17 protein-coding genes and 2 riboswitches are annotated in these 13,177 nt (G+C 42.6%); of the genes, 12 read left to right on the top strand and 5 right to left on the bottom strand.

The genetic code is table 11. The annotated features are described in order from the left end of the window. Nucleotides 1–126: 126 nt before the first annotated feature. The 11 genes from ku (at nt 127) to thiE (ending at nt 8,393) form a co-directional block, all read left to right on the top strand. The gene (ku, locus tag MUO14_RS10785; RefSeq protein ID WP_244755220.1) at nt 127–981 is read left to right on the top strand and encodes a non-homologous end joining protein Ku; all 855 of its coding nucleotides are present in this window, start codon (nt 127–129) and stop codon (nt 979–981) included. A 97-nt stretch (nt 982–1,078) separates the two neighbouring features. After that, complete coding sequence (locus tag MUO14_RS10780) at nt 1,079–1,258, top strand: hypothetical protein (RefSeq protein ID WP_244755219.1); 180 nt, start codon at nt 1,079–1,081, stop codon at nt 1,256–1,258. After that, the gene (locus MUO14_RS10775; protein WP_244755218.1) at nt 1,251–1,844 is read left to right on the top strand and encodes a Fic/DOC family protein; all 594 of its coding nucleotides are present in this window, start codon (nt 1,251–1,253) and stop codon (nt 1,842–1,844) included. Before MUO14_RS10780 ends, MUO14_RS10775 begins: the two co-directional genes overlap by 8 nt. A gap of 93 nt (nt 1,845–1,937) precedes the next feature. Further along, a complete protein-coding gene (locus MUO14_RS24580) occupies nt 1,938–2,102 on the top strand; it encodes a hypothetical protein (RefSeq protein WP_318036031.1) in 165 nt (54 codons plus the stop codon). 17 nt (nt 2,103–2,119) lie between these two features. Then, complete coding sequence (locus MUO14_RS10770) at nt 2,120–2,905, top strand: pyridoxal-phosphate dependent enzyme (protein WP_318036039.1); 786 nt, start codon at nt 2,120–2,122, stop codon at nt 2,903–2,905. A gap of 18 nt (nt 2,906–2,923) precedes the next feature. Next, nucleotides 2,924–4,609: a PucR family transcriptional regulator gene (locus MUO14_RS10765; protein WP_244755217.1), complete on the top strand. Its 1,686-nt coding sequence runs from the start codon at nt 2,924–2,926 to the stop codon at nt 4,607–4,609. Between the two features lie 56 nt (nt 4,610–4,665). After that, nucleotides 4,666–4,777: riboswitch (TPP riboswitch) on the top strand. A 92-nt stretch (nt 4,778–4,869) separates the two neighbouring features. Further along, entirely contained in the window at nt 4,870–5,364 is a 495-nt protein-coding gene (gene thiW, locus MUO14_RS10760) for an energy coupling factor transporter S component ThiW (RefSeq protein WP_244755216.1), read from the top strand. 5 nt (nt 5,365–5,369) lie between these two features. Beyond that, a riboswitch (TPP riboswitch) is annotated at nt 5,370–5,473 on the top strand. Nucleotides 5,474–5,513: 40 nt separating this feature from the next. Beyond that, complete coding sequence (tenA, locus tag MUO14_RS10755; protein ID WP_244755215.1) at nt 5,514–6,203, top strand: thiaminase II; 690 nt, start codon at nt 5,514–5,516, stop codon at nt 6,201–6,203. Then, on the top strand, nt 6,200–7,012 hold the full coding sequence (gene thiD / locus MUO14_RS10750) for a bifunctional hydroxymethylpyrimidine kinase/phosphomethylpyrimidine kinase (protein WP_244755214.1): 813 nt from the start codon (nt 6,200–6,202) through the stop codon (nt 7,010–7,012). The genes tenA and thiD overlap by 4 nt, the downstream gene beginning before the upstream one ends. Next, on the top strand, nt 7,003–7,779 hold the full coding sequence (gene thiM / locus MUO14_RS10745) for a hydroxyethylthiazole kinase (protein ID WP_244755213.1): 777 nt from the start codon (nt 7,003–7,005) through the stop codon (nt 7,777–7,779). The genes thiD and thiM overlap by 10 nt, the downstream gene beginning before the upstream one ends. Next, nucleotides 7,776–8,393, top strand: coding sequence for a thiamine phosphate synthase (thiE, locus tag MUO14_RS10740; RefSeq protein WP_244755212.1), 618 nt, complete (start codon nt 7,776–7,778; stop codon nt 8,391–8,393). The genes thiM and thiE overlap by 4 nt, the downstream gene beginning before the upstream one ends. Before the next feature lie 116 nt (nt 8,394–8,509). On the opposite strand, the gene MUO14_RS10735 is transcribed toward thiE, so the two are convergent. Continuing rightward, nucleotides 8,510–9,316: an alpha/beta fold hydrolase gene (locus tag MUO14_RS10735; RefSeq protein ID WP_244755211.1), complete on the bottom strand. Its 807-nt coding sequence runs from the start codon at nt 9,314–9,316 to the stop codon at nt 8,510–8,512. 309 nt (nt 9,317–9,625) lie between these two features. On the opposite strand from MUO14_RS10735, the gene MUO14_RS10730 reads away from it, so the two are divergent. Next, nucleotides 9,626–9,898: a spore morphogenesis/germination protein YwcE gene (locus MUO14_RS10730; protein ID WP_244755210.1), complete on the top strand. Its 273-nt coding sequence runs from the start codon at nt 9,626–9,628 to the stop codon at nt 9,896–9,898. A 50-nt stretch (nt 9,899–9,948) separates the two neighbouring features. Here the strand turns inward: MUO14_RS10730 and MUO14_RS10725 are convergent, their stop codons facing one another. From MUO14_RS10725 to qoxB, 4 genes are all read right to left on the bottom strand, one after another. After that, a complete protein-coding gene (locus MUO14_RS10725; protein ID WP_244755209.1) occupies nt 9,949–10,170 on the bottom strand; it encodes a hypothetical protein in 222 nt (73 codons plus the stop codon). An 84-nt stretch (nt 10,171–10,254) separates the two neighbouring features. Continuing rightward, a complete protein-coding gene (gene qoxD / locus MUO14_RS10720) occupies nt 10,255–10,620 on the bottom strand; it encodes a cytochrome aa3 quinol oxidase subunit IV (RefSeq protein WP_244755208.1) in 366 nt (121 codons plus the stop codon). Nucleotide 10,621: 1 nt separating this feature from the next. Beyond that, entirely contained in the window at nt 10,622–11,227 is a 606-nt protein-coding gene (qoxC, locus tag MUO14_RS10715; RefSeq protein WP_244755207.1) for a cytochrome aa3 quinol oxidase subunit III, read from the bottom strand. 1 nt (nt 11,228) lies between these two features. After that, nucleotides 11,229–13,163: a cytochrome aa3 quinol oxidase subunit I gene (gene qoxB, locus MUO14_RS10710; RefSeq protein WP_244755206.1), complete on the bottom strand. Its 1,935-nt coding sequence runs from the start codon at nt 13,161–13,163 to the stop codon at nt 11,229–11,231. Between the last annotated feature and the right edge of the window lie 14 nt (nt 13,164–13,177).

The raw sequence follows: 13,177 nt of genomic DNA, 5'->3' as shown, positions 1-13,177 counted from the left end.
TCACCTTCTTTTCTACTGATTATTTTGAGCGAGTGAACAGTTTTTAGTCATAATTTTATCATTGAAGTAAAAGCTAATAGCAAAGAGCAGGCGTTTAGACGCCGAGCTAGAAAAGGGGCGAAAGAAATGCATACAATGTGGAAGGGTACGATTAGTTTCGGGCTTGTAAACATTCCGATTAAATTGCACGCTGCAACGGAAAACAAAGACATTAAATTGCGCCAGTTACATGAAAAGTGTAAGTCTCCAATTGAATATAAGAGAAGATGTCCTGTTTGTGAAGAGGAAGTTAACAACGAGGATATAGTAAAGGCTTATGAATATGCCAAAAATAAATTTGTTGTACTCGACCCAGAGGACTTAGAAAACCTTAAGAAAGAACAAGAGGACAAATCCGTTGAGATTCTTGATTTTGTTAAGCTTGAAGAAATCGATCCGATATATTTTGAGAAAAGTTATTTTATGTCCCCAAATAGTGGGGGGACGAAAGCCTACAGCCTCCTCAGAAAGGCTTTAAAAGACACAGGGAAAATAGGTATTGCCAAAATCATTATCCGTTCCAAGGAGCAGTTGGCAATAGTAAGATTATATCAAGATACATTGATTATGGAGACGATTCATTATCCAGATGAGGTAAGGAATGTTGCGGATGTGCCTAACGTTCCTGAGCAAACCGAGTTAAGCAAAAAAGAAGTAGATACAGCCGTAGCCTTAATTGATCAGCTGACAGCTGAATTTGAGCCGGAAAAATATAATGATGAATACCGTACGGCCTTGATGGAGTTAATTGAGGCGAAACGAAATAATGAAGAAGTAACAACGGCTAAGGACAAGAAACGTCCAGATAATGTAACAGATCTTATGGCAGCATTAGAAAAATCACTTGATGAGTCAAAAGATAAAAAGAAAGTGGCACCTAAAAAGGCAGAACCTAAAAAGAAAACGACGAAGAAATCAACCTCTAAGAAAAAGACCTCATAACCCTGTAACAGCCAGTTTTTGTCGAACGATTGGCTGTATTTTAATACCGAAATGTAGTATAATTAATAATAGAATTACAAAGTCGGAGGGTGTATGAATGGACGTTCGTTCCGAAGAGAAGGCAGAACACTTGATGCATTCTGCAAAAGCTTCAATGGCCATCGAGGGCTTAAGCTTAAATCAAGCGCAGGAAATCTTAGTGAAGAAATGTTTAACCGGTGTAATCTCACATAAGGAATTTTTAAAGCGGGCACTGGAATTATCTCGCCATGCCTAACTCAAGGTATGGGAGTGGATCCTCCCGCTATTGTTATGCAGGCACGTCTATTTTGATCAATCATTATGATCTTATGGATGACCGGCAACTCGAAAGTATGGAAACGATGTTAGCTACACAACGTTTGTCTGAATTGCAAGAATCACCTATACTTGGTGAATTTGATTTGCGTCATCTGCAAAGAATCCATGAATATATTTTTAAAGATCTATATCCATTTGCTGGGGAGTTAAGAACGGAGAACATTACTAAAGATGGTTTCTCCTTTGCTCAAGCCTCATTCATTCGGGAAGCGTCTGATTCAATTTTCGCCGACTTAATAGCAGTTGACTGGGAACAGGCTGAAGGCAAGCAGTTAGCTGAGCATCTTACTTATTTCATGGCTGAATTGAATGTACTGCATCCTTTTCGTGAGGGTAATGGACGAAGCTTGCGTGAGTTCATTCGCTGTTTGGCTTTAGAAGCGGGGTACAATCTGGACTGGGCAGTGATGCCGCGCGAACAAGTACTTCACGCTAGTATTGAATCAGTGAGTGATTTGCACCATTTACAAAAAGTCATAATCCAATCTCTAATTAAAAAATAACCGAGATCATCCACCATTATGGTATGATCTTTATTTTTATGTTACATTGTCTGAAAAATCTGACCAATTTATCAACAAGGGGAGGGCTTCACCTTGAGCAAAGAGCTATCCTTGAGGAGCATCTGGAAGGCAAAGCAGCGCATCACTGGTATTGCTGCCCAAACACGGCTCATTTACTCTGAACCATTGTCGAAGCACACAGGAGATCATGTATATCTAAAGCTTGAAAACGAGCAGCCTACGGGGCTTTTAAACTAAGAGGAGCAGCCAACAAAATCCTTTCTCTTTCTTTAAAAGAACAGCAAAAAGGCGTGGCGACATTTTCGACAGGGAATCATGGAATTGCTGTTGCCTATGTGGCAAAACAGCTTGGTGTTCGTTCAATCGTATGCATCTCATCGCGTGTTCCTAAGGGAAAAGTGAATAGGCTGAAGCAGCTTGGAGCAGAAGTGATTGTCGTTGGAGACAATCAGGATGACGCCGAGGACTATTGCTATCAGCTGGAAAGGGAACAAGGTGTTTCTGTGATAAAACCCTTCGATGACCTTGATATCATTGCAGGGCAGGGAACGATTGGACTTGAAGTTATGGAACAATGTCCTAATATAGACGAAGTGATTGTTCCGCTCTCAGGTGGAGGCTTGCTCTCTGGGATTGCTTATACGTTGAAATCCATCGAGTCTTCTATTCGTGTCACTGGTGTTACGATGGAGAAATCTGCTGTGATGCATGAAAGTCTTAAACAAGGACACCCCGTAAAAATGGCTGAGTCCTCTACGCTGGCAGACAGTTTGTTAGGTGGGATTGGGCCGCATAACGAATACACCTTTTCATTAACCCAGGAATATATGGATGAAAGCCTTCTGCTCTCTGAAAAGGCAATTTCAGAAGGGGTATTGTTTATGATGGAGCATCATAAAATGGTGATAGAGGGAGCTGCAGGTGCAGGAATCGGCCAGCTGCTATTAGAAGAGAGTGGAGATGGGCGTACGGTTGTGGTGATTGTCAGTGGTAATAATGTCGACCATGAAACGGTGCGTGAGTTGATTAAAACTAGATAAGCTTGCGGGGTGTGATGGATGGGAATAACTGTGAAGGATATCTTACAATTACCTGTAATGAAGTCGGCGAAAGTCCATGTAGGGCAAGAGCATGTAGAAACTAATCATGTGGAGTGGATCTCCGTCATTGAAACACCGGTAGAGAATTTTGTTCGAAAAAACGAATTTGTACTTAGTACAGGAATTGGTTGTGGCGACGACCCTAATTGTTTAGAAACCTATGTAAAGGATGTTATGCAATCGGGCGCGTCTGTACTCGCCTTTGCTACAGGACGGCACATTTTTAAGATTCCTGATCGCATTCAACAGCTTGCTTTCGACCAGGATTTTATCATCATCGAAATTCCATGGGACGTCCGCTTCGGAGATATTTTGCAGGATGTATTAATTGAAATTAGCAAAGAGAAGGAAGCTGAACAAAAGCAAGCCGAAGGAATCAGACAAGAATTGATTAATTGTGTGCTAAATGGAAAAGGCTTGCAAGAGATCATGACCATTCTTTATCACCATTCGAGGATTCCTGTCGCGATCAGTGACCACAATAAAATTTTGCGTGCTAATTATGATTTTGATCAGAGAATAATCGATGTCTTGAACGGAGTAGTTGAAGGGGATTACGAACTCATTCCGGCTGAGGGAACACCGTTTCGTGACCACCCTCTTTATCATTACATTGAAGAATATAAGATCGGTGAGCAATACTGCTATCAACTTACTATCCTGTCTAATCATAAAAAACAAGGCTACCTTCTCTTTCAGCCAAAAGACGATGCAGAATTAACATGGCCTGTCCTAAACATTCTGGAACATGCGCTAACAGCTAGTGCTCTATATTTTGTAAAAGAAGATGCCATTGAAATGACAGAAATCCGGCTTAGAGATCATTTCTTATTGGATCTAGCCAAGAATGATATAAACTTAGATAAACAAATATTGTCAAAAGCTCAATTGCTAGGCTATGATTTGACTCTTCCATACATTTGTCTTGTCGGTTCTATCCGCTTCAAGAAAAAGGTAGATAACCTTATTGGATCAACAGATCATTCAGTACTATCCTCTTCAATGCACAGTCGCAATTATTATATTCAAAAAGAGGTCACCCATGCTGGCGAGGTCTTGAAAAGGCGAACGATGACGACATTTGAGGATGGAGAAGTAATTGTCTACTTGGAGGCAGATAGCCATCCTTATGTGGAAACAAGTAATCAATTTCTAGACCTTATCGAACGACGATTAAATGAGTTGCTTGCAGGAATAAATATTTCCTGGGGAATATCCTTTCACAATAAAGGGTTTCTTTCCTTCCACCAAAGCTATGAAGAGGCCGTAACCGCTTTAAATATTGGAAAGCAACAGCATGAGGAAGGAAACCGTACCTTTTTTAGTGATACCCGAATGAACAGACTTCTCATGGCCCTATCCCATGAAAAAGAAATAGAAAGCATTGTAAAAGATACGCTGCAGCCTTTAATAGAATATGACCAGAAGCGGCAGACCGATCTCATTCAGACGTTTATCGTTTATAACAAATATAACAGTAACGTGAGTCAAACAGCGAGGGCCTTGACTTTGCATCGTCAATCTTTACTCCACAGACTGCGTAACATTGAGCAATTAACAGGATTATCACTGTTAAATTCGGATGACTTGTTTTTGCTTGAGCTTAGTGTCAGGTTATGGATGCTAAAAAAAGTAGAAGAGTAAACGGTGACAAACGTAAAATGCTTTGTTATGATGAAAGCAACCAAGCGAATAGGAAGTAAAACTACTAGGGGGGCCCGAATGTGGGCTGAGAGGAAAGCAAGTAGGCTTTCCGACTCTTATGAACCTGATCTGGTTAACACCAGCGGAGGGAAGTAGTCAGACGAAATGTCTTATGACTTTATCCACTCGAAGCCAGGTCCACTCTAGGATCTGGCTTTTTTAGTGTTCAATCCACTCCCTTAATGAAAGGAGGAGAAAATGTGAATCGAACCCGTCTCTTAACGACGATGGCGGTATTTGTAGCAATTGGAACGCTTGGGTCCCAGTTGCTTTGGTTTCCAGCTGGTATTGCTAAAGCCTATCCTGTGCAGCATGCCGTCAATGTGATGGCAGCCATCACGCTTGGGCCGATCCCAGCAGTCGGAATCGCTTTTACGATCGGCCTGCTTCGTAATCTACTCGGACTCGGAACATTGCTTGCGTTTCCGGGAGGTATGATAGGGGCCTTGCTCGCAGGTTACTTTTACAAATGGTCTAAAAAGCCCTGGACCGCAGCGGCTGGGGAAGTGATTGGTACTGGCATGATAGGTGCTATGTTTTCCGTGCCGTATGCCAACATACTAATGGGCAGTTCGGTGGGAGCACTAGCCTTTTTGCCCTCGTTTCTTATCAGCAGTACAACTGGCGCATTGATCGGCGGATTTGTCGTATCAAAAATGCGTCAATCGAACGCTATCCCACAACCAAATCTATAACTTTCGGAAACTACTAGGGGCGCGAGTGCGCTGAGATAAGGATTCTTCCTTAGTCCCTTGGAACCTGATCTGGGTAATACCAGCGAAAGGGAAGTAGCCTCACAAAAACTCTTAGTAGCTTCCTTCTTAAAAATAAGGAGGCAAAATTTATGACATTTACCGAAACATTAAGAAAAGAAAATAACGAACTATTTGAAGCGATTTTTAACCATCCTTTTGTTGATGGGATCGGCAAGGGTGAGGTTCCAGAACAAGCTCTAGCCCACTATATTAAAGCGGATTACGAATACTTAAACGCTTTTATGCACGTGTATGGTGTCGCGATATCAAAGTCAACCGAACGCCGTGACATGGGTTATTTCAGTGAGCAAGTAGGATTTGTTTTAAACAGTGAAACACATCCACACCACAACTTCTGTGATGTCGTTGGGATAGGTTATGACGAACTACAAGGCTACCCATTACCGCCGACAGCCGACCACTACGTTAAACACATGATGTATCATGCGCAAATGGGCGGACTTGGTGAGATCCTGGCAGCATTACTCCCATGCCCTTGGACATACGTTGAAATCGGCAATCACTTGATGAAAAAGTACCAGCCGACACCGAATCACACGTTCTATCCTTGGATAGAGTTCTACGCGAATGAGGATTTTGATACGCTATCAATGGCCATGTGTGATCGCCTTGATGAGCTCGCCGAAGAAGCATCAGAGGTTGAGTTGCGTAGAATGAGAGATGCCTTTCGAAAGAGTTGTCAACTTGAATTGAATTTCTGGGAAATGGCGTACACTTGTGAAGAATGGCCGACAGGGGAGGCGGTGAGTTCGAAATGAAGCAAGTTTCTTGTGCGTTAACGATTGCCGGCACTGACCCGAGCGGTGGTGCCGGCATTCAAGCCGATTTAAAGACATTTCAAGAACTAAAAAGCTACGGGATGAGTGTGATCACATCGGTTGTAGCTCAAAATACAACAGGCGTGAGTGGCGTTCATCATCTTCCCATTGAGATGCTGAAAGATCAGCTTGAGGCGATTTATTCTGACATGCCTGTACATGCTTTCAAAACAGGGATGATCTCAAATGTTAGTATGATGAAGGCGATTGCCGAGTGGGTTCCGAACTTGTCTGCACCTTATGTGATGGACCCTGTCATGGTTGCCCAAAGCGGTGACCCTCTGATTGATGAGGAGTCGCGTGTATGGCTTCGAGAGAATCTACTGCCGCTAACTTCGATTGTCACACCTAATATCCCTGAAGCAGAGGATATTTTAGGGGGAACAATTGAGAGCGGTGAGGACATGAAGGAAGCGGCACAGCAAATGGTTACTAGATTTGGTGCTGGTGCAGCCTTAGTAAAAGGTGGTCATATAAAAGGAGAAGCGGTTGACTTTTTATATGATGGATCTGGGATTCATACCTTTACAAGTGAACGAATTGAAACGAAAAATACCCACGGAACAGGCTGTACGTATTCAGCAGCGATAACGGCTTATTTAAGTCAAGGAGCGCCTATGGTAGAAGCTGTCGAGCAAGCGAAGCATTTTGTTACGGAAGCGATTCGCCATTCCTTTGATCTAGGTAATGGAAGCGGGCCGACGAATCACTTTGCTACACGCGAGGAGGTTTTTAACAAATGGCTTTAGATATTGTTTCCGAAGTAAGGGAGAAACAGCCGCTAATTCATAACTTAACGAACCAAGTTGTCATGAACTTTAGTGCCAATGGATTATTGGCCTTTGGTGGTTCACCAATTATGGCGATGGCTAAGGAAGATGCAGCTGATATTGCGAATGTATCTGATGGTGTATTGATCAATATGGGTACGTTAACAGAGGGTCAGGTTCAAGCAATGATTTTAGCTGGAAAAGCCGCGAATGAGAAAGGGATTCCTGTCGTGATTGACCCGGTTGGTGTGGCGGCAACAACGTTTCGTACGGAAGCTTTTCAGCGAATCGCAGCAGAAGTGCAGCCTACAGCCATTAAAGGAAATGCAGGCGAGTTAGCTCATCTCGTTGGGATGCCTTTAGAAACAAAAGGTGTCGATTCTGTCGATTCAGACAATGCCGATGAGATCGCTCGAAAAGTTGCTGATAAATTTGACACGATAGCTATTGTGACAGGTAAAGTGGATGTGATTTCAGACGGGGAAGAGATGATTAGCAATCAAACGGGGCATGCCTGGCTTTCGCAAGTGACTGGAGCAGGCTGTTTGCTCGGATCAATTGTTACAGCTTGCTTATCAACGACAGGTACACCTCTGAAACAGGCTTATACAGCGGTGAAATTTTACGGATTAGCAGCAGAGAAGGCTGCTTCTCAGCCTGGCGTGAATGGACCGGGAACGTTTGCTGCTCATTTTATCGATGCGCTGACCATGAATCTATCGCAACTAGAGGATTCTTCCTCATGAATCTACAGCAAAGACTAAGAAAATATCTTATCATGGGCAGTCAAAATTGCCAGCGTGATCCTGTGGTCATTCTAGAGGAAGCGATCGCTGGTGGGATTACAGCCTTTCAGTTTCGTGAAAAAGGGCCGAATGCTCTTGAGACAGAGGAAAAGCTTGAACTTGGCTTGAAGCTTCGCCAGCTTTGCCGGAAGCATCATGTGATGTTTATTGTAAATGATGACAGCGTTTTGGTGGAACCATTGGAAGCGGATGGTATTCATGTTGGGCAGAATGATGTAGACGTTGAGCAATTGCGTTCGACTTTTCCTGAGAAAATTATAGGTTTATCGGTTTCTAGTGAAGCCGAGGTTAGGAAAAGTGCTATAGATGTAGTGGATTATTTGGGTGCGGGTCCTGTGTTTGGGACTTCGACGAAGATAGATGCTAAGGCGCCTGTTGGTACGGAATGGATTACGAAGGTGAGAGCGATGTATCCAAATATGCCCCTCGTTGGAATTGGCGGGATTACGGCTCAGAATTCTCGATCTGTGTTGGAAGCGGGTGCCGATGGGGTGTCTGTTATTTCGGCGGTGACCCAAGCTGATGATGTGAGCCGTGTGGTGGAGAGACTCTAGGAGCTGGCCGCCGTGTTATCGGTGGCTAGTGCCGATAAATGAAGAGTAAGCCAGGAGCAAAGACTTGCCCCTGGCTCTCTACTAGTTATTTCTAGTCTGTTCATGGGGCGACTTTTTCAGTCAAGGGTTCTAATGAACGAATCGACTACATTGTTAAACCGCTCGGGTTCTTCTAAAAAAGGACAATGGCAGCTATTTTCAAAGAGTTCTAGGCGGGAATTAGTGATTTCTTTGTGCAAATGTTCACCTGCAGCGACAGGAATAAGTTTTTCTGTCTTACCGAAGCAAAGTAAAGTAGGTATCGTAATCGATGGTAGGTATGGACGGCAGTCAATGATTGATTGGTCAAACAGAATCGCACTTGCAATCGAAGCAGGAAGCCGCATCGTTTCCTCAAGCATCCACTCCATCTCTTGTTTAGGTACATTTTCCTTAAACATTAAGGGGATAAACCCAGATAATAATTCTTTTTGGTCTGTTTGGATATCACGCATCATGCCAGTTAACGCAGGAAGATCAAAGGCACCAATCTTGAAGTCATTCCATTTAAAATCAGAAGCTAATTCATCAACGATAACTGTCGCCTTAATATTATTTTGTCCAAATTGATGAAGATATTCCCAAATGACAAAGGCGCCCATCGACCATCCTAAAAGAGTTATATTCTTCAGCTTCAGCTTATCAACAAATTGCTTTACATCCCGAGCGTAATTAGCCACTGTATGGCCAGAATCCACATGTGAGGACTGTCCATGGCCACGCAAGTCTAAAGTTATCATCCGATAACCCTTACGAAAGTAGTTAGTTTGTTTTTGAAAAAAGCGACTGCTCATCCAAACTCCATGAAGGAATAAAATCGGCTTGCCTTCACCAATATCCTCATAATACAGTTCTACACCATCGTCAAGACGTATAGATGACATTACAAATTCCTCCCCGTTTACTTACTTACTTATTATTATGTTGCAATTAAAAGTATTATCTTCTAGAGCACTGGAATCGCCGGAAACTTATTTAATTCGTTCCTCCTAGAGACTTTCTAATTAATAAAAGGTCATTTAAAATCATTTAATTTAAAGGATTCCTATGCTTCATTTCTTATCAAAATACTAACTTCTAAAAATTCAAGAACAAATTGTGAAGTTTATGTGTCATTTATGAGGATATTCTGTTACAATGATTATAATGAGAATACGCTTACAAGGGAACATTTAAATAAGGAGTTGGATTCAATGGGTATTGTGCTAATGTTTCTGTTAATTGCAACGGTTGCCCCATTTGTGTTTATTCATTTGAAAAAGACGAAGCTTGCTATTGCTCAAACGATTTTGCTTGTGGGAATGTGGCTTTACTTCTTTGAGGCGATGTTCATGGTAGCCCCGACCGCTTTCTCGATCACATGGGTCATGTTCTACCTTAGCCTCGTTGTTGCAGAAGTAGCTTGGGTCATGTTCATCATACACGTTGCCAATTCACAGGCAAAATATCAAGAGAGTTATCAGTAAAAAATAAAAGCCTCCTTTCACAATTCAGGAAAGGAGGCTTTTTCTGTGCTCTATTGCCGAGCTTGAGTATAAAATAATTGTAGCAATGCTTGTAAAAAAGCAATGACTGATATGACGAATAGCAGAGTCTTAAACGTATAATCCGAATAAAGTGCTCCCCAAAGTGTAAAAGATGCCAATATGACGCAAAGAACAAAGCTAATTATATTCTTCCAAGGCAATCCACCAGGCTCATGGCCGTATCCGCCGTAAAGTTCTTTATTTTTTTCCAAACCAAACACCACCCCTGGAGAATTTTTAGAATGTCTTTCCTAAGATTGAATCATTTTGTTTTAGCATCTGCCAATACCATATTCCTAATGGCCGCTATGCTGCTGATGCTGTTCTTGTTGCTCTTGTTGGTTATGCTCACCGCCATTATGGTCATGGCCAAATGACATCGTAAACAGAGAGCCAGCGACAACGATAGCAGCCAGAACAAAACCGTGAAACATCATGTTCCATGGTACGTGTCCATTGCGGCTTTCGGATTCAGTCATATGCATGAACATGAACAACTGGATACCAGCCTGAATAACTGCCAGGACCATGATCGAAACGATGATCCATGTCGTTGATAAATTTGACCCCAGTGCAGCCCAGACGGCAAGCAATGTTAAAGTAATGGACAAGACGAAGCCAACAATGTGTTGAACAGGAATACGTTTTGTATGTTCTGCCATGTTAAACCACCATCCCGATTAAATAAACACTTGTAAAGATGAAGATCCAGACGACGTCCAGGAAGTGCCAATATAAGCTGATAATGAAGACTTTTCGACTGGTAACAGGTGTCAAACCACGTTTCGCAAGCTGTAGCAACAGAAGAATAGCCCACCCGATACCGAGTGTCACGTGCAAGCCGTGTGTACCAGCCAGAACAAAGAAGCTGGACCAAAAGGCACTCGATTGTAATGTAGCTCCTTCATGTTCATAATGAATGAACTCATATATTTCAAAACCAAGGAACCCAAGGCCAAGGAGTAATGTAATAATCAACCAGGTTGTCAGTCCCTTTACCGATCCCCGACGCATTTCATGGATAGAAATACCACATGTAAAGGAACTCGTGAGCAAAAGAAACGTCATGATGAGTACAGTACCTGGTTCAAATAGTTCCCCTGGCAATGGTGCATCAGCTGTCCGTCCAAACAACACAGCATAAGTGGCAAAGAGTGTGGAGAACAAAACAATTTCTGCGCCAAGGAAAATCCAAAAGCCAAGAATGTTCATCTGCCCTTGTTCCGTGCGGTACTCAAGCGGACCGGATTTTAGTTCGTGTGAACTCATATTATAACCTCCTTGCCGAGCGTTCGGTACGCTTAATTTCATCTACTTCAACATGAAAACCATCATCATAATCAAATGAACGGATTCCCATCATAATCAAAACGCCGACTAGCCCAGCGATGGCCATCCATAACCACTCGAAGACAAGGCCGAAACTAGCTATAAACATTATTCCCATCATGATGAATGGTTGTCCTGTACTACTAGGCATATGAATCGGTTCAAGTTTCTCCTCATCAAATGTCGTTTGACCTTTTTTCTTCATATCTAAAAAGGCATCATGATCTTCAACATGTGGAACCGTTGCAAAATTATAAAAAGGTACCGGTGTTGGTGTAGCCCACTCAAGTGTTCTGCCATCCCAAGAATCTCCAGTTTTTTCACGCTCGCTGTAACGGAAACTGTAGTAAATGTTATAAACAAAGATAACAAAGCCAATCCCCATGCCGAATGCGCCTACAGTAGAAATTACATTAAGCGGCATCCATTCAGGGATGATTGAGAAAACTCGACGCGGCATCCCATCTAACCCTACGAAATATTGTGGGAAGAAGCAAACATGGAAGCCAATGAGAAAGAACCAGAAGCTTAATTTGCCGATTTTCTCATTGAGCTTGTGTCCAAACATCTTCGGGTACCAATAGACAAGGCCTGCAAAACAAGCAAATACTGTACCGGCAATAAGAACGTAATGGAAGTGAGCGACTAAGAAATAAGAATTGTGAAATTGATAGTCTGCTGCGGCCATGCCGAGCATGACACCGGTGACGCCGCCGATAACGAAACTCGGGATAAAGGCGAGCGCCCATAGATTCGCTACAGTAAATTGAATCTTAGATTTATATAATGTGGCTAACCAGTTGAATATTTTCACACCGGTTGGCACAGCAATTAGCATCGTTGATACAGAGAACACAGAGTTAACGAACGCTCCGGCACCCATTGTAAAGAAGTGGTGCACCCAAACGAGAAAGCTTAACCCTGCAATTAAGATCATTGACCATACCATTGCTTTATAACCGAACAACTGCTTGCGGGCAAAGGTTGCAATGACCTCTGAAAAGATTCCAAACGCCGGTAGGATAACAATATATACTTCCGGATGACCCCACATCCAAAATAAGTTTGCCCACATCATCGGTAATCCTTCCCCTGTCAAGGTGAAGAACTGGGAACCAAAGATTCTGTCGATTGTCATTAATGCTAAAGCGACCGTTAAAATAGGGAAGGCAAAAACAATAATGAATGCTGTGACTAGCGTTGACCAGGTAAAAATCGGCATTTTAAACATTTTCATACCTGGAGCGCGCATCTTAATAATTGTAACCATAAAATTAATACCTGTGGCCAATGTTCCTATTCCTGAAAGTTGCAAACCTAGTAAATAAAAGTTCTGTCCAGGTCCAGGGCTCATTGCAGCACCGGCGAGAGGTGTATAACTGGTCCAACCCGCGTCAGGTGATCCACCGATAACAAACGATATATTAAATAACATTGCACCGAACAGAAACGACCAAAAACTTAGCGCGTTTAAAGCCGGAAAGGCAACGTCCCGAGCTCCTATTTGTAACGGTACGATTACGTTCATTAGCCCGATTAAAAATGGCATGGCCATGAAAATGATCATAACAGTACCGTGTGTCGTGAAAATCTCATTATAGTGCTGTGAATTTAGAAAATTCATATCAGGGAAGGCCAATTGTGTTCGCATCATTAGTGCGTCTACACCACCGCGGAATAGCATGGCAAGAGCACTGAGTATATACATGATTCCTATTTTTTTATGGTCAACGGTGGTCAGCCATTCACGCCACAACCACCCCCACTTTTTAAAATAGGTTAGGATAAAGATGGTGGCCGCCGTTACGAGCGCGATGGAAACCATTCCTGCATAAATAAGCGGTTCACCTGTGACAAAAAACTCATCTAGTTGCATAATATTTCACCTGC

Origin of the sequence: Halobacillus shinanisalinarum (assembly GCF_022919835.1) — a bacterium.
Lineage (GTDB): Bacteria > Bacillota > Bacilli > Bacillales > Halobacillaceae > Halobacillus_A > Halobacillus_A shinanisalinarum.
This window is presented reverse-complemented; position numbering and strand designations above follow the sequence as displayed.